The 26,282-nt window shown below is 40.4% G+C and carries 21 protein-coding genes and 1 pseudogene; 4 read left to right on the top strand and 18 right to left on the bottom strand.

Annotation, left to right across the window (positions count from 1 at the left end; translation table 11 throughout):
• Positions 1-119: 119 nt before the first annotated feature.
• On the top strand, positions 120-3,227 hold the full coding sequence (locus BFP71_RS16945) for a WD40/YVTN/BNR-like repeat-containing protein (protein ID WP_069836608.1): 3,108 nt from the start codon (positions 120-122) through the stop codon (positions 3,225-3,227).
• 25 nt (positions 3,228-3,252) lie between these two features.
• Entirely contained in the window at positions 3,253-4,734 is a 1,482-nt protein-coding gene (locus BFP71_RS16950; protein WP_069836609.1) for a S10 family peptidase, read from the top strand.
• A 57-nt stretch (positions 4,735-4,791) separates the two neighbouring features.
• Here BFP71_RS16950 and BFP71_RS16955 read toward each other — a convergent pair whose 3' ends face one another.
• The 12 genes and pseudogenes from BFP71_RS16955 to BFP71_RS17010 all read right to left on the bottom strand — a co-directional run bounded on the left by BFP71_RS16955 (position 4,792) and on the right by BFP71_RS17010 (position 18,681).
• The gene (locus BFP71_RS16955) at positions 4,792-5,160 is read right to left on the bottom strand and encodes a hypothetical protein (protein WP_069836610.1); all 369 of its coding nucleotides are present in this window, start codon (positions 5,158-5,160) and stop codon (positions 4,792-4,794) included.
• 247 nt (positions 5,161-5,407) lie between these two features.
• Complete coding sequence (gene ctlX / locus BFP71_RS16960) at positions 5,408-6,292, bottom strand: citrulline utilization hydrolase CtlX (RefSeq protein WP_245701863.1); 885 nt, start codon at positions 6,290-6,292, stop codon at positions 5,408-5,410.
• Positions 6,293-6,333: 41 nt separating this feature from the next.
• Entirely contained in the window at positions 6,334-7,164 is an 831-nt protein-coding gene (locus BFP71_RS16965) for a transporter (protein WP_176723378.1), read from the bottom strand.
• 126 nt (positions 7,165-7,290) lie between these two features.
• Positions 7,291-7,905, bottom strand: coding sequence for a bifunctional phosphoribosyl-AMP cyclohydrolase/phosphoribosyl-ATP diphosphatase HisIE (gene hisIE / locus BFP71_RS16970; protein WP_069836613.1), 615 nt, complete (start codon positions 7,903-7,905; stop codon positions 7,291-7,293).
• Entirely contained in the window at positions 7,902-8,663 is a 762-nt protein-coding gene (gene hisF / locus BFP71_RS16975) for an imidazole glycerol phosphate synthase subunit HisF (protein ID WP_069836614.1), read from the bottom strand. Before hisF ends, hisIE begins: the two co-directional genes overlap by 4 nt.
• A complete protein-coding gene (gene hisA, locus BFP71_RS16980) occupies positions 8,664-9,392 on the bottom strand; it encodes a 1-(5-phosphoribosyl)-5-[(5-phosphoribosylamino)methylideneamino]imidazole-4-carboxamide isomerase (RefSeq protein WP_069836615.1) in 729 nt (242 codons plus the stop codon).
• 56 nt (positions 9,393-9,448) lie between these two features.
• Positions 9,449-10,030 carry an imidazole glycerol phosphate synthase subunit HisH gene (gene hisH / locus BFP71_RS16985; RefSeq protein WP_069836616.1) on the bottom strand — a complete coding sequence of 194 codons (582 nt, stop codon included), beginning with the start codon at positions 10,028-10,030 and terminating at the stop codon, positions 9,449-9,451.
• Between the two features lie 12 nt (positions 10,031-10,042).
• Positions 10,043-10,786, bottom strand: a pseudogene (locus BFP71_RS16990) (phenylalanine 4-monooxygenase); the annotation flags it as partial.
• Positions 10,787-11,041: 255 nt separating this feature from the next.
• Positions 11,042-13,651 (bottom strand): ABC transporter permease, encoded by a 2,610-nt coding sequence (locus BFP71_RS16995; protein WP_069836618.1) that lies wholly within the window; start codon positions 13,649-13,651, stop codon positions 11,042-11,044.
• Complete coding sequence (locus BFP71_RS17000) at positions 13,648-13,989, bottom strand: PadR family transcriptional regulator (protein WP_069836619.1); 342 nt, start codon at positions 13,987-13,989, stop codon at positions 13,648-13,650. Before BFP71_RS17000 ends, BFP71_RS16995 begins: the two co-directional genes overlap by 4 nt.
• A gap of 203 nt (positions 13,990-14,192) precedes the next feature.
• Complete coding sequence (locus BFP71_RS17005) at positions 14,193-16,649, bottom strand: ABC transporter permease (protein ID WP_069836620.1); 2,457 nt, start codon at positions 16,647-16,649, stop codon at positions 14,193-14,195.
• Positions 16,650-16,797: 148 nt separating this feature from the next.
• Positions 16,798-18,681: a YfbK domain-containing protein gene (locus tag BFP71_RS17010; RefSeq protein ID WP_069836621.1), complete on the bottom strand. Its 1,884-nt coding sequence runs from the start codon at positions 18,679-18,681 to the stop codon at positions 16,798-16,800.
• An 18-nt stretch (positions 18,682-18,699) separates the two neighbouring features.
• Between BFP71_RS17010 and BFP71_RS17015 the strand changes: the two genes are divergently transcribed.
• The gene (locus BFP71_RS17015; RefSeq protein WP_088125093.1) at positions 18,700-19,356 is read left to right on the top strand and encodes an RNA polymerase sigma factor; all 657 of its coding nucleotides are present in this window, start codon (positions 18,700-18,702) and stop codon (positions 19,354-19,356) included.
• Positions 19,331-20,725 carry an energy transducer TonB gene (locus tag BFP71_RS17020; RefSeq protein ID WP_069836622.1) on the top strand — a complete coding sequence of 465 codons (1,395 nt, stop codon included), beginning with the start codon at positions 19,331-19,333 and terminating at the stop codon, positions 20,723-20,725. The genes BFP71_RS17015 and BFP71_RS17020 overlap by 26 nt, the downstream gene beginning before the upstream one ends.
• A gap of 65 nt (positions 20,726-20,790) precedes the next feature.
• Here BFP71_RS17020 and aroF read toward each other — a convergent pair whose 3' ends face one another.
• From aroF to trpC, 6 genes are all read right to left on the bottom strand, one after another.
• Positions 20,791-21,804, bottom strand: coding sequence for a 3-deoxy-7-phosphoheptulonate synthase (aroF, locus tag BFP71_RS17025; RefSeq protein ID WP_069836623.1), 1,014 nt, complete (start codon positions 21,802-21,804; stop codon positions 20,791-20,793).
• Positions 21,805-21,904: 100 nt separating this feature from the next.
• Positions 21,905-22,675, bottom strand: coding sequence for a hypothetical protein (locus tag BFP71_RS17030; protein ID WP_069836624.1), 771 nt, complete (start codon positions 22,673-22,675; stop codon positions 21,905-21,907).
• A gap of 76 nt (positions 22,676-22,751) precedes the next feature.
• Positions 22,752-23,525, bottom strand: coding sequence for a tryptophan synthase subunit alpha (gene trpA / locus BFP71_RS17035; protein WP_069836625.1), 774 nt, complete (start codon positions 23,523-23,525; stop codon positions 22,752-22,754).
• On the bottom strand, positions 23,525-24,706 hold the full coding sequence (gene trpB, locus BFP71_RS17040; protein WP_069836626.1) for a tryptophan synthase subunit beta: 1,182 nt from the start codon (positions 24,704-24,706) through the stop codon (positions 23,525-23,527). The genes trpA and trpB overlap by 1 nt, the downstream gene beginning before the upstream one ends.
• A 28-nt stretch (positions 24,707-24,734) precedes the next feature.
• A complete protein-coding gene (locus BFP71_RS17045) occupies positions 24,735-25,358 on the bottom strand; it encodes a phosphoribosylanthranilate isomerase (RefSeq protein WP_069836627.1) in 624 nt (207 codons plus the stop codon).
• A gap of 109 nt (positions 25,359-25,467) precedes the next feature.
• Positions 25,468-26,262, bottom strand: a complete 795-nt coding sequence (trpC, locus tag BFP71_RS17050; RefSeq protein WP_069836628.1) for an indole-3-glycerol phosphate synthase TrpC — start codon at positions 26,260-26,262, stop codon at positions 25,468-25,470.
• Positions 26,263-26,282 lie beyond the last annotated feature (20 nt).

The raw sequence follows: 26,282 nt of genomic DNA on the forward strand, positions 1-26,282 counted from the left end.
TGCTTGTTTAAAACCAGCCCTATGATCAAGTAAGGTTTCTTTATTACCATTCCTAAAAAAGTAACTACACCTATCCGAGTTGATGCTTAAATTCAGGCTATAAAAGAATTCAACTCATAATGCTAAAAAAGACCCTAACCTTCTTGGCACTATTCGCGATTTGCTCGCCTTTAGTCCTTGCACAAAATCTAACTTCTGAAACGCTCAGCGGACTACGACTCAGAAATATTGGCCCTGCGGCTATGAGTGGTCGTGTTGTGGACCTAGCAGTCGTTAATAAAGACCCATATACTTTTTATGTGGCTACCGCGACCGGCGGTATTTGGAAGACTACCAACAATGGTGTAACCATGACACCAGTTTTCGAAAACGAAAGCACCCATTCTATGGGAGCCATCGCAGTTCATCAAGAACACACGAATATTGTTTGGGCAGGGACCGGATCTCGGGCAAACAGACAAAGCTCATCTTGGGGTGACGGTATTTACAAGTCAACTGATGGCGGTAAAACCTGGAAGAATATGGGCTTAAAAGATTCTCACCACATTGGTAGAGTAGCCCTACATCCAACCGACTCTAGTATCGTTTATGTAGCAGCCATGGGGCATTTATGGGGACCAAATAATGAAAGAGGCCTATATAAGTCAACCGACGGAGGTGAGACTTGGGAACGACAAATCTTTGTTAACGATGATACTGGCGTGGTAGATGTAGCTATCGACCCTGAAAACCCTGAAATTGTTTATGCCGCTACTTATCAAAGGCGAAGAAAACCTTTTGGTTTTCATGGTGGTGGCCCAGGTAGTGGTTTGCATAAATCTACTGATGGCGGAAAATCTTGGAAAGAATTAAGAACTGGATTACCTGAAGGTGATTATGGTAGAATCGGTATTTCCATCTTCCAAAGCGACCCGAATATTGTTTATGTATCTGTAGAACAAGGTTTTCAATACAACGCCTCTACGGCATACAACGAAAGAAGGGCTGGTCTTTACCGCTCGAAAGACAAAGGTGAAACTTGGGAATTCATGAGTAATTGGAACCCTAGACCAATGTATGCCAGCCAACCGCTAGTTGATCCTAGCGACGCATCAAGAATCTACATGATGAACCAATACAGCTATTCTAGCGATAGTGGCCGAACATTTAGACCAGCGAGACAATCCTTACATGGAGACGATCGAATATTCTGGGTAAACCCTAAAGATTCTCGTCATGTAATGAAAGGTGATGATGGTGGAATTGGTATTTCTTACGATAGAGGCCAAAAATGGCTTTTCTACACTAATTTACCTGTGAGCCAGTTTTACAGAGTAGCAGTAGATATGGCTAAGCCGTACAATGTTTACGGTGGGCTTCAAGATAACGGAAGCTGGTATGGACCAAGTCAAACTTATAGAAGCGCTGGTATCTTAAACGAAGACTGGAAAAAGATTGGTGGTGGTGATGGTTTCTTAAACTTAGTGCATCACACTGACCCTGACATTGTATATACAGAATCTCAATACCTAGGGCTTTCCAGACTGAATAAGAAAAACGGACAAAGACAGTCCATCCGACCTGGCGATCTACAAGGAAGAATTGGTGCTCGAAGAAATTGGACAGCTTGGGGGCCTGGTGAACCAGAACCAGAACTCGGAAACGCTATGGCACCAGGAAACTGGGATGGTCCTTTCTTTCTATCCTACCACGATGCTAATACCATTTATGCTGGTACAGAACAATTATGGAAAAGTACTGATGGCGGTGCTTCTTGGAAAAGCCTGGGTGATTTAACCACAAGAGTGAATCGTCGTGAATTAACCATTATGGGTCAAAGAGCTGATACCAGCACGCATTCTTTGGATGACGGTATCCCCTACTATCCTACACTTACCGCTGTAGCAGAGTCAAAAAAGAAACAAGGCATGCTCTACGTGGGAACGGATGACGGATTGGTTCAAATCTCTGCGGACGATGGTAAAAACTGGACAAACGTGAGTGATCGATTACCTGGTTTACCAAAAGAAACATGGATTAACACTATAGAGACTTCTTCACATGAGGCAGGAACGGCCTACGTGGCGATCAATAATTACCGAAATAATGACTTCAATAATTACGTCTATAAAACCACCGATTTCGGTCAAAGTTGGGCATCGGTAGTCGGAGATCTTCCAAAAAATCGTGTTGCGAGAACTTTAAGAGAAGACCCTAAAAACCCTAATGTTCTTTATCTAGGAACAGAAATCGGCTTATTTGTCACTGTAAACGGGGGTAGAAATTGGGTTGAATTGAAAAACAACATGCCAACCCTTCCTTTTAACGATTTGGTGATTCATCCAAGAGACAATGATTTGGTGCTTGGTACACATGGTAGAGGTGTTTGGATTCTTGACAACTTAAATGCGATCCAAGAATTAGGAAGTGTCATTAACAATGAAGCGGCACTATTTACAATTCCGGATGCCGAAATCATTAACTATAATATCGGCGGTGCTCATACTGGAGATATGTACTACCGAGGCGAAAACCCTCGACGCGGTGCTATGATAGACATCTACTTAAAGGATGATATAGCGAAAGACCAGATTAGCTTAACCATACATGACGTAGATGGAAACCTTATCCAAGAGGTAAATGCTGGAAGAAAAGCTGGAATACAGCGTGTTTATTGGGGCTTTACCCACCAAAGCTTCAAATCTGGAAATATTGATCCCAATAATGACAGACGCGGCAGAAGAGGCTTCGGACTTAATGGTCCTCAAGTAGTACCAGGTATTTATGTTGCCAAATTAGTGGTCAATGGGCAGACTTATGAGCAGCAATTCAAGGTAATGGACGACAGCCGATTAGATGTCGACTTCAACGTTCGTAAAGCATGGACAGCGTCACTCTTTAAAATAGGTCGCCTATATGAAGAAATCATAGATGGTATGCTCGGTGCTCAAAAAATGCAATGGCATTTGAATAAGTTAAACAGTGAAAAAATAAAGTACAATGAAGACGCTGCAGCACCAATAATTGAATTGAACAGAAAGTACAACGAGCTACTTAGTCGTACGCGATCTGTCTATTTTGGTGTAAGTGGATGGATTGGCCCATGGAGTGGCGATCAGCAAGCGCAATACGATTATTATAAGTCAATGATCGGCAAGTTGGAGAAAGAAACTCAATCCGTGATGAAAACAGCGATTCCAAAGCTCAACAAGGGCATGAAAAAAGCGAATCGTTTTACGAATAAATAGGTGTTAGCCTCTAATCAGAAACATTATGAAAACCAGAAAAATACTTATAGCCTTCGCTTTGATCATTTACAGCGTAGCCTCATTCGGTCAAAGTCGGGACATACCCATACAATCGGCAGTAGTTACAAATCATGAAGTGACGATTAAGGGCAAAAAGGTCCCCTATTCGGCAACTGTGGGCACACAACCTGTTTGGGCTGAAGATGGGCACCCGATCGCCACACTTTTCTACACTTATTATGAAAGAACTGATGTCAAAGACAAGGATACTCGGCCTCTAGTCATTTCATTTAATGGTGGACCTGGTTCTGCCTCTGTTTGGATGCATTTGGCCTATACGGGGCCAAAAATTCTGAAAATTGACGATGAGGGTTACCCAATTCAGCCTTATGGAGTAAAAGATAATCCACATTCAATCCTTGATGTAGCCGATATCGTATTTGTAAACCCTGTAAATACTGGCTACTCCAGAATAGTAGATCCGAAAGCCAAAAGATCGCAGTTTTTTGGGGTAAATCAGGATATTGCTTATCTCTCGGAGTGGATCAACACTTTCGTGACACGCCAGAATCGTTGGAACTCACCAAAATTCTTGATTGGTGAAAGCTATGGTACAACCAGAGTTTCAGGTTTGGCTTATCGCCTTCAAAACAGTAATTGGATGTACCTAAACGGAGTAATTCTAGTTTCTCCTACCGATTTAGGCATAGACAGGGATGGCCCAGTTGGTATGGCTAATCGTTTGCCATATTACGCGGCAGCCGCATGGTACCATAAAGCATTACCTTCCGATTTACAGTCTAAAGACTTACTAGAAGTTTTAGAAGAAGCAGAATCGTATACAATGAACAAACTCTTGCCTGTGATGGCCAAAGGGGCTTGGGCAACTGAAGCAGAGAAAAATGAAGCCATTAGAAATTTCTCGCGCTACTCTGGTTTAAATGAGAAGGTAATCAGACAACATAACTTGGATGTACCAACTGGATTTTTCTGGAAAGAGTTATTAAGAGAAGAAGGACACACCGTTGGCCGCTTAGATTCTCGTTACAAAGGAGTTGACCGAATGGACGCTGGTATGCGACCAGATTTCAATTCTGAATTGACGTCTTGGCTACATTCTTTCACACCCGCTATCAATGGATATTTCCAGAATTACTTGAATTTCAAAACGGATATGAAGTATAACATGTTCGGCCCTGTGAACCCATGGGATAGAAGTGGTGATAATACTGGTGAAAACCTGAGACAAGCCATGGCTATGAATCCTTACTTACATGTAATGACCCAGAGCGGCTATTATGATGGAGCCACTACCTACTTTAACGCCAAGTATAACATGTGGCATATGGACCCTAGCGGAAAATTAAAAGACAGAATGAGTTTTAAAGGCTACCGAAGTGGCCATATGATGTATTTAAGGGCAGAGGATTTAAAAAATGCCAATGAAGATATAAGAGTATTCATTAAAAACTCAATTCCTGCACCGGGTACCCCAGCAAAATATTAAACCCATTCTAATAAAACAGGAAAGCCCCATTTCGAAATTTCGAAACGGGGCTTTTTTTTAATGTCCAGATAACCACTCTTTGGCCACATCACAGTCTACAAAAAGTCGCAGGTTTTTATGCCCTGCGGTAAAACAGTGATTTTCCCACTCTTTATACACACTCACATCTTCTCTCAACACGATGGCTCTTCTATATGAAGAACTCAACCCTATCTGAACAAGCTCTTTCGCGAGCGTACGCATATCATCTTGAGTAACATTGATATCCGCATCTCTTACGTCTGTTAAGACTCTATTGCAGCTTTGGCTCGCTGCTATCTCACCAACCTCTGTGAAATAATGCTTTGCAATCTCTCTGGTTAATTCGCCGGAAATCCTTCCGGAAACAATGTTTAACCTCTCTTCAAAATCTACTTCAATATTCATCAGCACTTTCTTCTAAAGCGGGCGCAAAGGTAAGAATATTCTACGCGAAACGAAACCTTAACTCTTAAATATCAGGTAGTTACAAGATATTTCGTTCGCCACGTTTGCAGTCAGAATTTAAAAAGGTCAGTGCCGATCTCTCGCAAAATAAAATTCTGGTCATTAGGAAATTACCCAGAACAATCTGCTTTGGAGGATTCTAGATAAGACACAAATTTTATGTATTTCACATAATTTTTTCAGCAGATCAGACTAATCTACACATCATACATCGCACACTGCCTCCACCGTACTTTTCAATGGTAGGAATAGCCACAGACAAAATTTCAGCATGTTCATTCAGTTTACTCTTTTGCAATTCAGTCAAGCTATTGAAAGCACTGTCAGACATCACTAAAATCCGTTGTCCCTGACTATTTTCAACTTCCAGCATGTTCCCCGCAAAGGCATACATTTGATCCATAGTCAAAGGCACGATCTCATGCCCAGTATCCCTCAGTTTATTTTGAATTGATTCTCTTTCTGCCATAGGAATAGCTTCTAAACATATGACGGCATATGTCGATCCTATGCACATTAAAACATTGGTATGATAAACAGGCACTTTGTTTTTGTCGAAAGCGTTGAATATCACAAGTTCAAAACCTGTCAACTCACTAAACTCTTCTAAGACTTGCTCATGAGTTCTAGTAGACAGGCAGGCATAAGCTCGTTTGTTCTTATAGTCGAGCACCATACTTCCAGTGCTTTCAAGAAATTTGTCTTCTTGCTCATAATGAGAGATATCCACTACTTCTCCGAGATTTAATCCATCGGCTTCTAACTCACTCAGGATGTCTGCTCTTCGCTCCCACCGTCTATTTTCAGCCTGCATGGGGTATAAAATGACCTTATCATCATGAAAGGAAACCCAGTTATTAGGAAAAACGGCATTTGGTTTCTTCGGCGACTCCGTATCCTGTATCACTTTTACTGCAACACCCTTATCGTTAAGCGCTGCTACTGCGTGATCAAATTCAATTATGGCATTTTGGATGATTTCGTCTACTGCATTGGCACCTGACTCATCTTGAAATGCATTAGAAGCTGCTGTTGTATAATCGAAACCGAAATTCTTCGGTCTGACCATCATAATTTTTCGCGAAGATTGATTTGGCATGGCCAAATATAGAATCAGTTTTTCGGAATTCTAGCACTAAAACCAAAACCAAAAAGTGTATCTGGAGAAATATCAGATAATCCTGAACCGCCGTATACGTCTAACTGAAAATTGGAATTAACTAAATAGGTTAAACCGAAATCTATTTGATGGTCATTCTGACCTTGTCCGGAATTTAAGAAGCCAAAAAACTCAGCGAATGCTGCCAATTTTGGTGTAATACTGTAACCTAATACTGCCGTGTAAAGTCCTGTGAAACTGTTATCATTTGCGTTGGTATTTACGACCCCGCCAATGTTGTAACCAACACTCAAATTTTCATTCAACTGATGCGCGAAATTAAACCTAAATTCCAAGTCAGTGCCAAGCTCTAAATCAGAAAAAAGAGGACCAGAAATTTGACCCACAAATGAGATAGCTGGGCGTGCTCCAACGGGGTCTAACAAGTTTACTTTTGCCCCTAAAGAAGTGGGTATAAAAAGTGCATCTGACTTTGCTAAAAGATCCCCATCTGCCACTACTCTTGTACGTCCTAAATTTTGTCCAAACCTTAGTTCAACTCTATCAGAAATTCCGTAGCGAAGTAAAGTTGTATTGTATGTTATCGCTTGAAAATCCGCAGGGAAAACCATCGAACCTGGCATACTAAAATCAGCAAAGAATGCATTCTCTACTTGTAAGGCAAACCCCGTTTCTACTTGGAAAATTCCTTTTCCAACAGTGAAGGCAGAGACCGATTGTGTTGGTCTATCCGTTACAATGTTGCCCATTTCTTTGGTTTCTTCTTGCGCCAAAGCAGGAAGCGCTAGCAGTAGTGTGGTTAGAATTGTGAGTGTCTTTTTCATAACTATTAATTTAGCCATTTAAACATTCTAAGAAGAGGATAATTAGGCATTTTTTGAAATTTTCAATTTTTAGACAAGTCTAAATATTTATCATATTTAATTTTTAATCAATTAGTTAAAGATATATTACTTATGTCTTTCTTTAAGCACTTGAATAATATCGTTTAGTGAGAAGTCTTTAATTTCTAAGAGCATTAAATAGTGAAATAACAGGTCAGCCGCTTCATTTTTAAATAGGTCCGCGTCGTTATCCTTTGCTTCTATCACAAGTTCAACAGCCTCCTCTCCGACCTTTTGCGCTACCTTATTTATTCCTTTTGCAAATAGACTTGCTGTATAAGATTCTTCCGGAGAATCTGACTTACGACGCTTAATTACCTCGCCTAAATAATCGAGAAATGCCGAAGGGTTTTCATTGACTTCAGCCCAACATGTATCATCACCTTTATGACAAGTCGGCCCTTCTGGATTTACTTTTACCAGCAGCGAATCGTCGTCACAGTCCAGGTGTAAACTCACCAAATTCAAGTAGTTTTTAGAGGTCTCTCCTTTCACCCAAAGTCGCTGTTTTGAACGACTAAAAAAGGTCACTCTTTTGGTCTCCAAAGTTTGCGCTAAAGCCGCCTTATCCATGTACCCAAGCATGAGTACATTTCGGGTTTGGGCATCCTGAATTACGGCTGGAATAAGGCCGTCATTTTTCTCGAAATTTACCTGATCAATTGATTCAAAAATTCTCATTGTGTTATCCTTACTGGGATGTCTTTTGATGATAGGAATGACTTAAGTTCTGGCACCCCAATTTCTTTAAAATGAAAGATGCTTGCGGCTAAGGCTGCATCAGCTTTACCCTTCGTGAATGTGTCTAGGAAGTGCTCCATTTTACCCGCACCACCAGAGGCAATTACCGGTACTGAAAGCATTTCAGAAATCTGCGCAGTGAGCTCATCTGCGAAGCCAGCTTTAGTACCATCGTGATCCATGGAAGTTAAGAGTATTTCGCCTGCTCCTCTTTCTACTACTTCTCTTGCCCAAGCTAGTGTTCTCAATGAAGTAGCCGTTCTGCCACCTCTGACATGTACGATGTGTTCACCTTCTACAAAGCGTGTATCAATAGCCACTACCACACACTGACTACCAAACTCCAATGCTAACTCATTAATAAGTTCTGGACGCTTTACCGCAGAAGAGTTGATCGATATTTTATCAGCACCAGCATTCAAGAGCGCAGAAACATCTTCTTTAGAGCTAATTCCTCCACCTACAGTAAAAGGGATGTTTATTTGCGAAGCTACACGCCTCACAAGCTCCACAAGTGTCTTTCGTTTCTCTACAGTGGCTGTTATATCTAAGAAAACGAGCTCATCTGCTCCTTCTTTAGCATAAGTAGCCGCTAACTCCACAGGATCACCAGCATCTCTTAAACCCACAAAGTTGACACCTTTGACGGTTCTACCGTCTTTAATATCTAAACAGGGTATAATTCTCTTCGTTAACACTTACTTTTCTTGGTTTTCGAGGGCTGCTAGCTCCTCTAGTGAAATCCTTCCTTCATAATATGCCTTGCCGACAATGGTGCCATAAACTCCCATTTCCTTTAATGCTTTTAGATCGGCTAGTGACGAAACTCCTCCACTAGCGATTAGTTTAAGGTTTGGAAAAGCCTCTTGAATTTTTCTATACAGGTCGAAGGCAGGCCCTTGTAATAAGCCATCCTTACTGACATCGGTACAAATTGTATGTGTAACACCCATTTCGATGTATTCTTCCAAAAACTCGAATAAATCCAGCCCGGAATCCTCTTGCCAGCCGTTAATGGCAATCTTTTCATTTTGAACATCTGCACCAAGAATGATTTTTTCAGCGCCATATCGGTCAATCCAAGATTTCACTAATGGCTTATTCTTTACAGCAATACTACCCGCAGTCACGTGTTGAGCTCCAGCGGCGAAAACCTTTTGGATAGACTCATCTGACTTAACGCCACCGCCAAAATCCACATTTAAAGTTGTTTGAGAGGTTATTTCTTGGAGTGTTTGAAGGTTAACGGGTTGACTAGCCTTTGCACCTTCTAAATCTACCACATGGAGATTTTTTAGGCCAGCAGCCTCAAATTGCTTGGCAACAGTTGCAGGATTATCTGCATATTCTGTCTTTCTACCGTAGTCTCCTTGTGTAAGCCTTACCGCTTTACCACCTATAATATCTATTGCTGGTATTATGATCATTTTTCTTAGTTGGAATAATTAAAGCAGGTTTGTATTCGTAGTACAACCATCCAAGTTTATAACTGCAAGAAGTTTTCTAGAATCTCCTCTCCTACCTTGCCACTCTTTTCTGGGTGCGCTTGTAAGGCATAGAAATTATCTTTTTGAAGTGCTGCACTAAAGGGGTGTATATAGTCTGTCTGCGCCACCGTGAAATCACTCAACTCAGCATAATAACTATGCACATAATAGACATATGGATCTGAGGGCAAACCTTTAAACAGATCAGAATTCATTGCAGACAATGAATTCCAACCCATTTGCGGCACTTTGAGCGTTGAAGGAAACTTCTTTACTGCTACATCGAATATGCCTAAACATTCCGTATCGTTCTCTTCGGAGTGATTACACATGAGTTGTAGCCCCAAACAGACACCAAAAACTGGCTGACTCAACCCTTTGATCACTTGGTCTAGCCCATTAGACTTTAAAAAGTTCATGGCCGTGCTGGCCTCACCAACACCCGGAAAAATCACTTTATCCGCCGCACCGATCACTTCAGCATTTGCCGATAAAACTGGCTCAACACCGAGCCTATTCAATGCATAGGTTACCGATTGAACATTGCCTGCATTATAATCTATAATGACTACACTCATACTCAAGTACAATTAGACCGCCGCCTCTTTTGCCTTTAAACGCTCTTCAATTTTCGATTTGATTTCTGGCAGCGATTCGTACAACTGCTCGTATGAATCAATAATAAAGTAGTTCTCCTGCATATTATCCTTTCTGTAAGGCGTATCCAGAATCTTATCTACGTCGTAATCGAAGTGATTCGGCTCGTCTGAAAGCGAGAATTTTGTTTCTCCGGAAGATGACAAGATACCAGCTCCGTAAATCTTCAGTTCGCCCTCTTCTCTGATCAATCCGAACTCGATAGTAAACCAGTAAATTCTAGACAGTAAATGGATAGCCCATTCATCATCAATCCATTCTTGACCAAACTTGCTGATCGCTTGCAAAAAGTCCACGAAGGCCTGATTTGCTAAAAGCGGTATGTGAGCGAACACATCGTGGAACATATCTGGCTCCTCTAAGTAGTCCAGTTCACTCATTTTCCTTACCCAAGTTGTGGCAGGAAACTTTTTATTGGCCATTAGGTCAAAAAAGAGAGCGTCTTCTACAATTCCTGGTACGGCATATATTTCCCATCCCGTGAGCTCACGTAGCACTTTGTTTGTCTTTTCAAAATTGGGAATGGCTTCTCCGTTAAAGCTTACGCGATCTAGTCCTAATAAGAACTCTTTAGTCGCGGCTTGCGGTAGTGCCGGAAATTGTCTATCAAAGAGTATTTTCCATACTTTCTGATCTTCTGCGGTGTAATTTTCGTAATTCTGTTTCATTTTCTCGGGATGTAATGTTTTGTTTCTTGATTTGGTTCAAATCAATGGCCCGGTCATAAAAAAACCCGGCTCAAATCGGAACCGGGTTTTATATTTTCAGTTTTAATTTCTTTCTGATCACATAGCACTACCGTTCCGAACTGTCGGATAATAATAGTGATAGTGATATGCTTTGTTCTTGATCATTGACCCAAAGGTAAGAGGCATTTGAAATTATTCAAATCAGAAAGACTAATTTTTAAACCAATGGTCATTTTCCTATCATTATTCGCTTCTAAGCACTTTAGACGGATCAACTCGCGCTGCCCGCAAAGCTTGATATGCAATAGTAATACAGGTAGTGAGTAAGGCAAAAACAACGGCGATGACTCCTACATCCACACCTATATCCACCTGATAGGCATACTTACTCAACCACTCATCCATAAAATAATAAGCCACTGGTAAGGCAATAATCAACGCCACGCCGACCAACTTCATAAAATCAGAGGATAGCAAAATGATTATTCTATTGACAGAGGCTCCCAAGACCTTTCTTACCCCCATTTCTTTCGCGCGATTGATAGCCATAAATGAGATTAGACCAAACATACCTAAGCAAGCTATGGATATGGCTATGGAAGAAAACACCAAAAACACTGACCCTAAGCGGCTCTCAAACCTGTACATTCGGTCGAATTGTTCATCCAAAAAAGTATAATCAAATGGTAGTTTTGGTGCCATTTCTTCTATCGTAGATTCGATAAAAGCCATTGTCTGTGCCACCTCATTAGTCGTAATTTTTACAAATCCAAGGTTGTTTCGCCTTGGGTCTACTAGAATTACAAATGGCTCAATGCGCTGAGACATCGATTTAAAATGGAAATCCTTCACCACTCCTTGAACTGGGGCTCTTTGCCCACTAATGGTCACAGATTGACCAACCGCTTCTTCCGCAGACCAATTGAAAAGCTTTGCCGCGGTTTCGTTAAGGATAAAGGAAGGATTTACTTCGGTAGAATCGGTACTTTGGAAATTTACAGAACGCTCTTTAAGACTTAATCCAGCTAATAAATCTAAGCCCACCAAGTCCATATAATCTTCATCCACTGTCATAAAGTAGATTAACTCCCAGTCTGTTGGTCCATCTCCTGTGACTATACCATGGGCCGAACCCACACTGGTAGGAACATTTGAGGCAGCACTGACCATTTCCACATTAGGGTTAGTCAACAGCTTATTTTTTATGGCATCGAAGCCCAGTTTAGCATCTTTATCCAAGCCAAAGTAGACTATTTGTTCTCTTTCAAAACCGAGATCCTTTGACTGGATATAATTCAGCTGTTTCTGCACTACTAGGGTAGCTACTACCAAGAAAATAGAAATAGCAAATTGAAGAACGACTAGTACTCGCCGAAGACGACCACCTGCGCCTGAGTTTGCAAACCTTCCTTTTAATACTACAACTGGTTTAAAAGTAGAAAGCATAATGGCCGGATAGAAGCCTGCCAACAGTGCGATCAGCATAGAAAGCCCCAATAACAAACCGATAAATGTCGGTTTTAAGAGCTCTGAAACCGAAATTGTCTCACCAGATAACTCATTGAACGATGGTATTAATAACATTGACAGCCCATATGATACTACTGTCGCGATGAGTACAAAAAGCAACGACTCACTCAAGAATTGTAAAATAAGTTGTCCCTTTTGAGCACCTATCACCTTTCTAACCCCTACTTCTTTCGCCCTTTCCAGAGATCGTGAGGTCGCAAGGTTTACGTAATTAATACAGGCAATCAGAAGAATAAGTAGTGCGACACCTGAGAAAATATAGACGTATTTGATATCGCCCACCTTCTCTAGTTCATAGTCTAACTGAAAACGCTTTTGTAGATATATATCGCTTAGTGCTTGCAGCGTGTAAGGGTCGGAATCCCGATCATTACCTGACTGAGAAATACTCTCGTCCAGTACTTCAGATATCTTTTTCTCTATACTTACCGGGTCAGTTTTTTCTGATAGACTTACAAAGGTATGGTAGTTCCAGTTGCTCCAAGTTTCACTAACGGCCCATTTGAGGTCCGTGAATGGGACCATATAATCGAACTGCAAATAGGAATTTGCGGGCACATCGACCATGACCCCCGAGATTTGATAAGCGTTACCTTCTCGCTCCAGCGATTTACCAACAACATCCGTCGTACCAAAGAGTTTTCTGGCGGCTGTTTGACTGATTACCATGGTATTTGGTTGACTTAGTACAGTCGATGGATTGCCCTGAATGAGTGGAAAGGTGAACATATCAAAGAAGTCCTTGTCGGCGAAATAAATCACCTCAGAGTAGGACTGTTCATCCACTCTCAAGATCTCCCCACCCATTGAAAACACTCTGACAGTAGACTCTACTTCATCTTCGAAAGACCGCTTGATTAACGGAGCAATAATATTAGGAGTAATGGCATCTACCCCTTCCGTTATCCGATAAATTCTATCCTTCTTATCATGAAAATCATCAAAACTTAATTGATGCTTTACATATAGGGATATTAGAATAAAACTGGTTAAGCCGATCGCGAGACCTGCTAAGTTTACAAAAGTGTAAATACTGTGTTTTTTGGCACTGCGAAAAGCTGCCTTAAAGTTATTGTTGACCATAGCTAAATTGTTTTGAGTATATCTTTTTGACTTTGTTGATTTGAGTGTATGCCAGCGGATAAATTTGAAGGTGTTGAGCCAAAATTTGATCTTAGCTTTTCTTAAGCCATGTAGATCGTAGTGATCCCAAAAGCGTTCTTCAATATCTCCAGCAATTTCTTCCTGCAATTCATCCTTACAGTAAATGTCCAACAGCAGTTGAGCCGTTTTAGGTGGACTTACTGGCTTTTTGGGCTTCATAATTCTCCTCCTTTGACCGCAATCCCAGGAATTTTAGACCAGAGGTATTCACGATGCTGCTTTGCCTCTAGTAGTGCTGACTTGCCCAAAGATGTAACACTAAAAAATCGCTTACGCCTACCACCTCTTCTACCCGATGCTCCTCCCAAGTCTGATTTTACATAGCCCTTTTCCTCTAACCTGTAGAGTGCTGTATGTACCGAACTCATGTTCACTGACCGACCTAGTTCTTCTTCAATGACTTTGGTAATAGATAAACCGTACGCCTCACCATCCTGTGACGCCGTAACCAAAAGCACTGTTTCTTCAAATTCACCCAGATAAAATCTTCTCTCCATTGGATTTTTAATTACTTACCCATTAGTAAAACTAATTAAAGCAAGTGACATTCCTAATGAATCATCCCTCAAACTCGTAAAACATGTATTGAATCGCTTACATAGCGTTCTGAAATGCAAAAAGCAGGTCATGGCCGACCTGCTCTTCACTTTTTCCTTAATTCTTATTTGATACTATCCCTGATTTGTAGTTCGGGCTTGAATTATTCGTACCTCAAAGCCTCCACTGGATTGGCTCTGACGACGCTTAATATTTTACCCACTACGCTGATCACCGCTAGACAAATGATCATGGCAAACGGTATTAAGAAAAACCATAGGCCGATGTCGATCCTGAACGTGTATGAATTGAGCCAATTTGTCATGAGGAAGTAAGCTAATGGCAAGCTCAAAAGACCCGAAATAGTCACCAAAAGGGCATATTCCTTCGATAGAAGCCTTACAAGGCTTAAACCACTCGCGCCTAATACTTTACGAATACCTACTTCTTTTACTTTCTGGTTCACAGTGAGTGCTGTAAGCCCAAAAAGACCAAGACACGCGACTACAATAGTCACGATCGAGAAACCCGTAAATATTTTACCGAAACGCACATCTTCTTTGTATTGCTTATCAAAACCTTGATCTACGAAAGAGTAAACCATTTGATAGTTGGGATAAACATCATCCCACTCTGACTGCATTTTAGTGATCATTTGACTCAGTTGTCCTGTTTTACTTTCGTCAGAATTCTCATCTATTCGAAGTTTAAAGAAATAATACCTTGTCCATCCGCTCACGATATATGCGATCGGTCGATAGTCATTATGTAGTGATGTATGGTGATGGTTTTCCAATACTCCACGCACCTGCAAAGGCGCAAAGAATCCAGATATATTGGCTCCTATAGCATCTTCAGGGTTACTGAAGCCCAATTGTTCGGCTAGCTTTTCGTTGATCACGACATCGCCTTTAGACCATGGATCATCTCCTTGTCGTAGTGCTCTTCCTGCTACTACATCTATCCCAAAAAACTCTGGAAATGAATAATCCATCGCAATCAATCCAGTAGAAATAGCACTCTCTTTGGGTTGATTATTCAGGTACAAAGAAGCGCCCCAGCTAATCGGCTGCCCTGGAACTTCTCCTGACATAGACATCGATTCTATACCTGGGTACTTTAGAAGTTCATTCGTCATAGCCCTAAACTTAGCTCTCTCTTGCCTGTTATCTGCATTAATATCAGAAGGTGGCGCCTCGACCAATAGCACATTTTCAGTATTGATACCTAAATCTGCGTTTCGCATAAAGTCGACTTGCTTGAAGATGGTGAGCGTGCTGGCAATCAATAAAAACGTAACTGCAAACTGGACTAGCACTAAGCCTTTTCTAGATCTATTACCAATAGACTTGCCTTTTTTACCAACAAGTACTGACGCCAAATTGAAAGATTTCAACAGAACAATTGGATAGAGCCCCGTAAATAGAGTTCCTAGCAGTGCAATGCCCAATAAAACGCCCAAAACAATCGGATCAAGAATATTGATTAATGGCAAAGCAGTGGTCTGAGATAAGTAGCCACTACTCAGGTTTACCAGGACTATTGTTAACCCTAATGACAATATATTTAAGACAAAAGACTCCATTAAAAAGAGCTGTACTAGTTGATTTTTAGAGGAGCCTAGGCACTTTCTAACCCCCATTTCTTTCATCCGATCCAAAGTCTTGACCAGCGATAAATTGAGGTAATTAATCCAAGCCACGGCTAGAATCACAACCGCTATCAATGATAGTATCCAAATCATATTTGCATTCACAGACGCGCCACTATCATCGCCTAATTGGCTTTCTAAGTGTATATCTTGGATGTTTTGCAAGGTGAAATCAACCTGATCACCGCTTACTTTGAGCTGTTCACTAAAGTTTTCATTAAATATGCTGGTCGTCAATTGAGCCACCTCTTGTTGGTCTGCACCATCGTTCAATAAAACATATCCTCTGTAGGCAGGATTGTCCCAAGTATCGATAGTCCCTAAATATTTGGGAACTGATGGAAAGCTCAGTGCCACTTGAAAATCTAAATGCGAGTTTGCTGGCATATCTTCCATTACACCAACTAATTCATAGTCCTGATTCCCTGCATTTCCCTTCAATGTAAAGACTTGACCAATGGCGGTTTCTGGGTTATCGAAAAATTTCTTACTTGCTTTTAGCGACAAAACAGCCTTGTATGGTTCATCAAATTTATCAACTCCCCCTGCTATGAAACTGGTTGAAAACATGCTGAAGAACGACTTATCTATGCCTTTTATACCCTCCTGCTTAAATGTCGATAGCTTATCATCATCTCTAAATTCCACAGAACTATTCAGATAGTCAAAGTCGATGATTCTTGCATAATCCGCTACTCGTGGAGACTTCTCAGCAAGTGTTGCCGTCAATAAGGGCGCATGTTTAATGGAGTAGTTAACAGCGTTATCTTTCGAAATCGTCTCGCTTTCCAGTCTAAAAAGGCGATCTGCATTCGTATTGAACGTATCGAAAGACGTATGAAAGGCTACATATTGGAATATGACTACGCAAATAGCCATACCGAATGAGAGTCCTAGAATATTAATGAAAGAGAATGTTTTGTTTTTGGCGATTTGTCGTAAAACGACCGTGAGGTAGTTTTTTAGCATTGGTTTAAGAGTTTTCGTGACAAATACGGATTCCCAATCGTTATGCCAAAAATTAAGTCACTGAATAACAGTGACTTAAAATAATTTAAACAATTTCAAGCGTACGATTCCGAACAAAACCTAACTTTTTACGTACTCGTGAACACTTTTATTCTTGCTCAGCCATTAATTCCGCCATTTCTAACAAACGGATGAACTCTGCCCGATATCCATTATGATCTTTTCCCTTTGAGGCTTTAGCTAAATCGATCACTTCTTGATAGTTGATGTCGTTCTTATAGTCGGAGTTTCGTAACAACATACCGAAACTCGCTACTGCTGCCGACCATTTAAAATTATCAGAGGTCCTGCTCAGTCGACTGCTCTCATTTTTTATAACCCTCTCCAAATAGATGGATTTAGACTTATTGGGCTTTTTATAACGAAGCTTAACCGTCATCAGGTCATTAGTATTACCACTCAACTCCTTTTTCTTCTCCTTCCGGTATTTTAAATCATCGATCGGCTTAAAGCTACTTTCAACTCCAACGGGAATTACCTCATATAGCGCTGTAACGGTATGCCCCGCGCCTAGTTCTCCTGCGTCTTTCTTATCATTATTAAAGTCCTCGTCGTTTAATAATCTGTTTTCATAGCCTATTAATCGGTAAGCCTGAACAGTAGCGGGATTGAATTCAACTTGGATTTTAACATCTTTAGCAATGGTAAACAGAGTTCCTCCAAACTCACTCACTAGGACTTTTTTAGCTTCAAGGATATTATCGATGTAGGCGTGATTACCGTTGCCCTTATCGGCTAGAATTTCCATTTTAGAGTCTTGATAGTTCCCCATCCCAAAACCAAGCACAGTCAAAAAGACACCTGACTTTCGTTTTTCTTCAATTAGATCTTCCATTTGCTGATCGCTCGACGCACCCACATTAAAATCACCATCTGTGGCCAATATGATTCGATTATTTCCTCCTTCGATGAAATTCTCTTGGGCTATTTTATAGGCTAATTTAATTCCTGCTCCACCAGCAGTTGAACCACCCGCGCTTAGTTTATCTAAGGCATTCAATATCTTACTTTTTTCAGTACCAGCCGTAGACGGAAGCACTTCTCCCGCCGCCCCAGCATACACAACGATAGCGACTCTATCCTCTGCTCTCAACTCTCTGACAAGTAGTTTTAAGGACTTCTTCAAGAGAGGCAACTTATTAGCATTTGACATGGAACCAGATACATCTAAGAGAAATACAATATTGGATGCTGGAAGATCTTCCATGACGATTTTCTCGCCTTGGATGCCCACATGAACCAATTGATGATCTTTATTCCATGGAGCAACAGAAACCTCGTGCTCTACCCCAAATGGATGTTTTCCTGAAGGTGATTGATAATCATAATCAAAGTAGTTAATCATCTCCTCGATTTTGACGGCATCAGCAGGCGGTAATTGACCATTGTTTATAAATCGACGGACGTTGCTGTACGATGCAGCATCTACATCGATGGAAAATGTACTATAAGGATCCTTCCATGGAGATTTGAATTCATTCTCATCAATATTAGCGTAAGACTCTCCTGAGTTGCGTTTATCGTCATGGTAAAACCCATTTCCTCCAATTTGATCATACATGATTTGACTAGTAGGTGCACTACGCTTCTGCTCTTGAGTATATAATAATCTCTTTCTAGGTGTTGCAGCCGCCACACCAGTCACGATTACTTCAGCGAGTCCTGTTATATAGTCCGGAGAAAGCTTCACTTCAAAAACCTTCTTACTCCCTATCATAACTTCTTGCGCTATAAATCCTAAGTAGCTAAAAACCAGAACCCCACCTTTTCGAGGCACTGTCAGCATGAATTCACCTTTGGAATTCGTCGTTGTGATGATTGTCGTCCCTTTTAGCTTTACAGTCACATTTACCAATGGAAGGCCATCTTCTGCGTCTAAAACCTTCCCCTTTATTTCTCTTTGAAAATTTTCTTCAATCGGATTATGGAATCCGATCAAAAGTGTCATCATTACGAATAATACCTGCTTCATACCTTTGTGATTTAACGTTTGAAATCTTTTGTAGCAGGATGCGGCATAGAACTTGATTCCATAAATTCTTTAAACAATTTTTTGAAAGGCGAGCAACACCATATCACACAACTCACTGATTCAGAGCTTATTGATCTCTATAAAAAAAATGAGAATAAGAAGTTAATTGGTGTGCTTTTTAAGCGCTATATGACGCTTGTCTATGGTATTAGCCTTAAATATCTCAAAGAACGATCGACAGCTCAGGATTTGACCATGCAGGTCTTCGAAAAATTATTGTCGAGTTTAAAAACTCAGGAAATCGGGAATTTTAAAAGTTGGCTTTATGTCTTGACCAAAAATGAATGTTTAATGCATTTGAGGAAACACAAACGACTTAATGGGCAAGTACAAAGCCTAATTGATGACGATTTTATGGAAATATCTATTCCTGTGCATCATGAAGAAGAGACTTTGGAAAAAGATATTGGTCAACTCGACTATTGCATTGAAAGACTGAAAAATGAGCAGCAACACTGCATTAAACTATTCTACATTGAAAAGAAGTGCTACCAAGAGGTCTGTGACATTACCGGTTTTGAAATGAAAAAAGTAAAAAGCTATCTGCAAAATGGTAGACGGAATCTAAAATTATGTATTGAAAAACTTCGTGAGCAAGAAGAACAAACATATTGAACACTTAACGCCTGAAATTATTGAGGCTTACCGATCGGGGAAACTGACGCCAGAAGAAGTATATCAGGTAGAATTACTGATGCTCGAAAACCCCTTGTATGGCGATGCAATGGAAGGTATTGACCAGATTTCTTCGGAAAACCTGTCGATCGACTTAGAAGATCTCAACGCACGGATTGATAAATCCCTCGAAGAGAAGAAAGTGGTTTTTTTGACCGTTTGGAGAAAAGTTGCCGCTATAATCCTGATAATCATTTCGGCCTCTGGTCTTTTCTACCTGAACCGACCTGATAAGCTACCTACTCGAGAGTTATCAGCGTTGAAAAAATCAACTGATAAAACACCTGCAGATAGCACTTCTACTAAAATAGATGACGAAAACTTAAAGGACACTTTGACCAACACGAAAAGCAACGTTTTACCAGAGTCTGCCAAAATTGTAAAACAACCCACAGATGGTACACGGGTAGATTCTGACGAATCTCCAAAAGCCGTTAAACCAATCCCAAAACCCAACTTATCTTCCAGTTCGATTGCAAAACTAGAAACTGTAGCGCCTGATGACTTAATAGAAGAGAAAATTGAAGGTGTAAAAACGTTAAATACTGAAAGAAAACAGGAGGCCTTGGATGTTGAGGCTTTGAACTTAAATGCCATACAAAGAAGCAAATCATTCAGTAGAACAAGCAACAATGCATTGGTCCAATTCACTGTTCAAGGAAAAGTAATTGAATCTGAGGACGACACGCCATTGATTAACGTTCCCATTAGCATAAAAGGCACAATTAATGGAACCTCTACGAATGCAGAGGGTGAGTTTACGCTTGATAGCGTGAAAGTCAATAGTATACTGGTGATCGATTACTTAGGGTATGTTAGTCAAGAGTATAAAGTCAACTCCGCCGAGGAAATCTTGATCAGACTTGATCCGGATAATGTGAGTTTGGGCGAAGTAGTAGTAACTGGCGTGGCCGCAGCAACTCCTAAGCAGAAGCTCCCATTTTCAACCACAACCATTGAAGGGCAAACTATTGATGGCACTCGCCAAAATCCTAACAAAACACTTTCCCAAAGTTCCACAAAAGCCAAGCCGACCATCGGCTTTTCGAAATTTAGAAAGTACTTGCGGAAAAACGTCCAATACCCTAAATCAGGTGGCAAGGTTAGAGGTACGGTGACTGTGGAGTTTACAGTTGACTCAACTGGGGAATTGAGAGATTTCAATGTTTTAAAAAGTCTCGGTGCTGCTTTTGATCAAGAAGCCATACGACTGGTAAAAGAAGGCCCTAAATGGAATCCCAAAACTGTCGGCTCAGCAAAAGTACCTGAATCCTCTACCGTGACGACAAAGGTAAGGTTTAAGCCCTAACCAGAAATAAAAAACCATTCCCGATACGTTCGAGAATGGTTTGTAATTGAAAAGCTTCTGATGAATTAAAAACTCTTTCTTAGTTCAAAGGTCTTTCTCATTCGGTCTATCAGGCGATTAGACTCGGAGAAATTCAGCGTTTGTTGACCGTCTGAATATGCTTCTTCAGGAATTTCGTGAGATTCGAAAATCACGCCGTCTGCTCCTGCCATAATACTGGCTAAGGCGATCGGCTCGACATGATTTCTTAATCCTATTCCATGAGAAGGGTCGGCAATCACTGGCAGGTGCGTTTTTTCCTTCAAAACAGCCACCGCATTTAAATCCATGGTATTACGTGTCGCTTTTTCATAGGTTCTGATTCCTCTTTCGCACAATAGAAGGCGCTCATTTCCTCCACTGAAAACATATTCTGCAGATGACAACAGCTCGTCAATAGTACCTGAAATACCTCGCTTGATCATGACAGGCTTGTCAGTTCCTTTGCCGAGTTCGTCCAACAGGTTGAAGTTTTGTGTATTTCTAGCCCCCACCTGATAAATATCCACATAAGGGTCCATTTCAGCGATTTGAGACACTTGCATTACCTCGGTAATGATTTTCATGCCCGCTTCTTTGGCTAATTCATACCAGAGTTTTAGGCCTTCAATTCCCAAGCCCCTAAAAGCATACGGCGAACTTCTCGGTTTGTAAACTCCACCGCGCATGATGGTAATTCCTTGAGATTTAAGGTGATTGATGGTTTTTCTAATCTGATCTTCGCCCTCTATAGAACATGGGCCAGCCATAATTTGGAAACCACCCTCCTCTATCACGACACCATCCCCCAAATCGATAACTGTAGGGTTGACTTTCCACTTTTTCGACACTAGTTTGTAGTCGTCAGAAACGATGTGGATGTCTTTTATGCCATCCATATATCCTATAGATCGGATGTCGAAGTCTTTCTTTCCGGTGCCCACCAAGTAATCTCCCTTTTGCGTCTTCACCTCAGTTGGTTTGTATTTAAGGCCCTTTACCCTATTTATGATAGCGTCTTTCTGTACCTCTTCTATGCCTTGTTCGAATTGTATTATCACTTTATAATTGGTTAATGGTATTTAGTTATTGTTTTAAGTACTTTCTAGCCTTTAAGCCAAAAAACGAAGGGTTTAGTCATAAATAAATAATCATAATTCATTAGAAGAATTCTAGTTGAAATTGATAGTAACTCCTACTTTTCCTTTGGTTATCAACGTTGTATCGAAAACTAACCACAAAACTTACTTCCGAAACCCAAAAAGAATGGAGTGGATAAAGTTCTAAAAAGGACATATTGAGCAGTTCATAATTATCGCTCCTCTTAGTGTCACCTACGATTAAATAATTATCCGAATGAGGATTACTCCTATCGCCGATTAAAATAAAACTCCCTTTATCTGTCAAGGCGTACGTCAAGCCAAGACTATAGTTAATCCCAGTTATTTTATTCTTTAAGAAATCTCCTCCAGATTCAAAATTTTGATAATTCAACAAGTAGTGATCCAATACTTCACCTTTTAATGTATACTCTTCAAAATAATTGCCATCATCAAATGAACACAATGTATCGGTCTCTCCATTTGTCAAAGGCAATATGAAGCAACTATCATTAAGACTCATAACAGTAGACGCCTTTACACCTGGTTGGTTCAACTTTTTTCGAAATAAAGAATCGTAATTACTTAGTGAAATCTCATTGACTATTAAGTTGAACTTGTCAAAGTTGTATAAATCCAAAAGAACAGAGTCTTCTTCCAAATATGTTGAGCTCAATCGTTTCTGATTTGCTTTACTAGCAAGAGACGGATCTTTCTCTTCATAATTCAATGAATCCTTAATTTCTATTGAGTCTTCAATGGTTTTCTTCGAGCAGCCTGAGATTACCGTCAATAGAATAAATAATGAAAATATTACTAATTCATTTTTCATAATGTAAAGCTGATTCGACTACCGTGATCATATTTTTGTATTTGTAGACCTACCTTTTCGTGTAAATCCAGCTTTTTTAACCCTTAACGGATTGAATAAATTCATTTATGTTTTCACTAAGTTCTCCTTCTCGAGAAATTGCTTTGATAAAAGCGCTACCGATAATGGCGCCATTGGCATTTCTACATGCCTTATCAAAGGTTTCTTTATTTGATATGCCGAAGCCGATCAGTGTCGGATTTTTCAAATTCATATCTTTTATGCGCGCAAAGTAGGTTTCTTGCTCATTGCTGATACCTGTTTTTGCCCCTGTAGTACTCGCCGATGACACCATATAAATGAAACCTCTCGAGTTATTATCTATCTCCCTGATTCTGTTTTCAGATGTTTGCGGTGTAATCAAGAATACGTTTAACAATCCATACTTTTCAAAGACTGGTTTATGCACTTCTTGATACTCAAACATCGGTAAATCTGGTAAAATCAGGCCATCTACTCCCACTTCTTGGCATTTCTGGCAAAAAGCTTCTACTCCGTATTGTACGATTGGGTTGATATAGCCCATTAGAATAATAGGGATATTTACCTTGCTACGTACATCTGCCAATTGATCAAACAATAGCTTTAGGGTCATGCCATTGTCTAATGCAACCCCATTACTTTCTTGAATGGTTGGGCCATCGGCAATTGGGTCTGAAAAAGGAATACCAATTTCGATTAGATCAGCTCCTGATTGTTCAAGAGACGCCATAATCTTGGTTGTATCATTTAATTTCGGATAACCCGCCGTGAAGTATACATTCAGTATTCGGTCAGATTTTCGACTGAAAAGTTCTTCTATCCTATTCATTAATATTTCCCCCACTTGATATAGGTTTCTAAATCTTTATCGCCTCTACCCGATAGATTGATCACCACGACATCGTCTTTTTTAAAGGTCATCTGGTTCAATGCTGCAAATGCATGGGCTGTTTCAATGGCTGGAATTATCCCTTCTAATCGACTTAATGCAATTCCTGATTTCATGGCTTCTTCGTCAGTCACGCTGTAGAAAGTGGCGCGTCCTGTTTCGAACAAATGGGCATGAACTGGACCAATGCCAGGGTAATCTAGGCCTGCGGATATTGAATAAGGCTCGACGACCTGTCCATCTTCTGTTTGCATCAATAGGGTCTTGCTCCCATGAAGCACCCCTGGTTTACCAAGTACAGTTGTTGCGGCCGATTCCCCTGTATGGTTCCCTAAACCGGCTGCTTCTACGGCTACTAAATTGACATCGACTTCGTCGTAATAGTGATAAAATGCCCCTGCGGCATTGCTACCTCCACCAACACAGGCAATCACATAGTCTGGGTTTTCTCTGCCTTCATGCGTTTGCAACTGTTTCTTGATTTCCTCGCTGATCACTGATTGAAAACGTGCCACCATTTCTGGGTAAGGATGTGGACCAACGACCGACCCGATGATATAATGGGTGTCTTTAGGATTATTGATCCAATGACGCATAGCCTCATTCGTCGCATCTTTTAGCGTTTTACTACCACTTTCTGCGGCCCGAACTTCTGCGCCCAAAATCCTCATGCGTTCTACATTTGGTTTTTGACGCTCCATATCGATCGCTCCCATGTAAACTATGCATTCTACGCCCATTAAGGCACAAACTGTAGCAGTCGCTACACCGTGTTGTCCAGCACCTGTTTCGGCAATGATCTTCTTTTTACCTAATCGTTGCGCCATTAGAATTTGGCCGATGGTATTATTGACTTTGTGCGCACCCGTATGGCATAAATCTTCTCTTTTCAAGTAGATTTTAGCACCATACTTCTCAGAAAGTCTTTCCGCGAAGTAAAGTGGCGTAGGCCTCCCTACAAAATCCTTTAGCAAAGACTGAAACTGCTCTTGGAAATCAGGAGCCTGCATAATCTGCTCATAATTCTCTCTCAACTCTTCGATATTCGGATATAGCATTTCGGGAATATAGGCTCCCCCAAAATTTCCGTAATACCCTCTCTCGTCAACTTTTACTTTCATTTTATTCTAGTTTCCACCATAGCATTCTTTAAGTCGGCATGGTCGCTATTAGTGTTTTAATACTCTCAATATTTTTAAGGCCTGGTTTTTCCTCAAATTTTGAATTCACATCAATGGCATGAATATTCAAATTCTTTAGTTCCTCAAGTCTTTTTACATTTTCTAAATCTATACCTCCACTTAAAAAGAAAGGCACTTCTTGATTATACTCTTTTAGTATATCCCAATTAAATACTACACCATTACCTCCTCTTGCCTCTCCTTTTGTATCAAACAAAAAGAATTCGACAAAAGGATTGTAAGCGCCCAATTGGCTAAAGTCAAAACGCTCACCAATCGAGAATACCTTAATCACCCGAATACCAATCGCAAATAATTCTGCCACGTATTCTACGGATTCATCGCCATGCAACTGCACGTAGTCCAATTCATATTGATGAACCTTGCCTTTTAGGTTTTCCAAAGGGGCGTTTACAAATACTCCCACTTTTTTAGTTTCGGCGGGAAATGACTTTAGCAATTCTTCATTTAAACTCTCTTCTGCATTTCGAGAAGATTTATCGAAAAAAATAAAACCCATATAGTCAGGCTTAAGCGCTAGCAATTGCTCAATATTCTCACTTTCCCGCATGCCACAAACCTTGAGTCTCATTGTTTAGTCATTAGTAAATAGTTATTGGTCATTGGTAGGTTTAGCTTTTTTTCAGCGCTCTAACTCTTGCAAGCTTTTAAATTTCTTCTCTATGCTGCGGTATTTATAATTAGCTCTTAACCATTAATTCTTTAATAAATTCCCTGGCCGTTACTTCTGGCCTAGCTGTTTTCATGAATGTTTCACCGACTAGAAAGCCTTTATATCCGTAAGTCTTTAAATCAATTATGGTCTCTGGATTACTTATTCCACTTTCTGAAATTCTGACGAATTCATCAGGGATATGACTCGCTAACGCTTTTGATATATCAGTGCTTACCTCAAATGTTTTCAAGTTCCTATTATTTACACCCACTACATCTAAGTGTTCATTGAGGTTGTTGTCTAGTTCTTCTTTATTATGAACTTCCATTAAAACCTCCAAACCCAAACGTTTTGCAAAAGCAGCTAATGACTTTAGTTTTTGTGGCTCTAATGCGGCAGCGATCAAAAGAATAGCATCGGCACCGATGGATTTAGCTTCAACGATTTGATATTCATCTACGATGAAATCCTTTCTTAGCACAGGGCAAAAATTGAACTTTCTCGCCGTACTTAAATCTTCACTTGATCCTCCGAAAAACTCGGAATCAGTTAATACGGATAATGCTGAAGCGCCAGCTTGCATGTAACCGATAGTGGTTTTCTCAACTTTAGCATGAGAGTTAATCATCCCTTTTGAGGGTGACTTCCTTTTGAACTCAGCTATAATTCCAGACATATCCTCGCGAAGAAGATATTTCTTCAACGATACTGACTGGCCATCGAAATAGAGGCTTTGCTCAAGAAGTTTTTCAGGAAAGAGAGACTTTCGATCTTCTACTTCCTTTATTTTATGGGCTATGATTTTATCTAGAATATCCATTTTATTTTATTGGTTTTAAG

This window comes from Roseivirga misakiensis, from assembly GCF_001747105.1.
In the GTDB taxonomy this organism is placed as follows: domain Bacteria; phylum Bacteroidota; class Bacteroidia; order Cytophagales; family Cyclobacteriaceae; genus Roseivirga; species Roseivirga misakiensis.

Excerpts from the sequence above, each read along its gene's own strand:
- BFP71_RS16945 (WP_069836608.1), top strand. The coding sequence starts at position 120 with ATGCTAAAAAAGACCCTAACCTTCTTGGCACTATTCGCGATTTGCTCG.
- BFP71_RS16950 (WP_069836609.1), top strand. The coding sequence starts at position 3,253 with ATGAAAACCAGAAAAATACTTATAGCCTTCGCTTTGATCATTTACAGC.
- BFP71_RS16955 (WP_069836610.1), bottom strand. The coding sequence starts at position 5,160 with ATGAATATTGAAGTAGATTTTGAAGAGAGGTTAAACATTGTTTCCGGA.
- ctlX (WP_245701863.1), bottom strand. The coding sequence starts at position 6,292 with ATGATGGTCAGACCGAAGAATTTCGGTTTCGATTATACAACAGCAGCT.
- BFP71_RS16965 (WP_176723378.1), bottom strand. The coding sequence starts at position 7,164 with ATGAAAAAGACACTCACAATTCTAACCACACTACTGCTAGCGCTTCCT.
- hisIE (WP_069836613.1), bottom strand. The coding sequence starts at position 7,905 with ATGAGAATTTTTGAATCAATTGATCAGGTAAATTTCGAGAAAAATGAC.
- hisA (WP_069836615.1), bottom strand. The coding sequence starts at position 9,392 with ATGATCATAATACCAGCAATAGATATTATAGGTGGTAAAGCGGTAAGG.
- hisH (WP_069836616.1), bottom strand. The coding sequence starts at position 10,030 with ATGAGTGTAGTCATTATAGATTATAATGCAGGCAATGTTCAATCGGTA.
- BFP71_RS16995 (WP_069836618.1), bottom strand. The coding sequence starts at position 13,651 with ATGAAGCCCAAAAAGCCAGTAAGTCCACCTAAAACGGCTCAACTGCTG.
- BFP71_RS17000 (WP_069836619.1), bottom strand. The coding sequence starts at position 13,989 with ATGGAGAGAAGATTTTATCTGGGTGAATTTGAAGAAACAGTGCTTTTG.
- BFP71_RS17005 (WP_069836620.1), bottom strand. The coding sequence starts at position 16,649 with ATGCTAAAAAACTACCTCACGGTCGTTTTACGACAAATCGCCAAAAAC.
- BFP71_RS17010 (WP_069836621.1), bottom strand. The coding sequence starts at position 18,681 with ATGAAGCAGGTATTATTCGTAATGATGACACTTTTGATCGGATTCCAT.
- BFP71_RS17030 (WP_069836624.1), bottom strand. The coding sequence starts at position 22,675 with ATGAAAAATGAATTAGTAATATTTTCATTATTTATTCTATTGACGGTA.
- trpA (WP_069836625.1), bottom strand. The coding sequence starts at position 23,525 with ATGAATAGGATAGAAGAACTTTTCAGTCGAAAATCTGACCGAATACTG.
- trpB (WP_069836626.1), bottom strand. The coding sequence starts at position 24,706 with ATGAAAGTAAAAGTTGACGAGAGAGGGTATTACGGAAATTTTGGGGGA.
- BFP71_RS17045 (WP_069836627.1), bottom strand. The coding sequence starts at position 25,358 with ATGAGACTCAAGGTTTGTGGCATGCGGGAAAGTGAGAATATTGAGCAA.
- trpC (WP_069836628.1), bottom strand. The coding sequence starts at position 26,262 with ATGGATATTCTAGATAAAATCATAGCCCATAAAATAAAGGAAGTAGAA.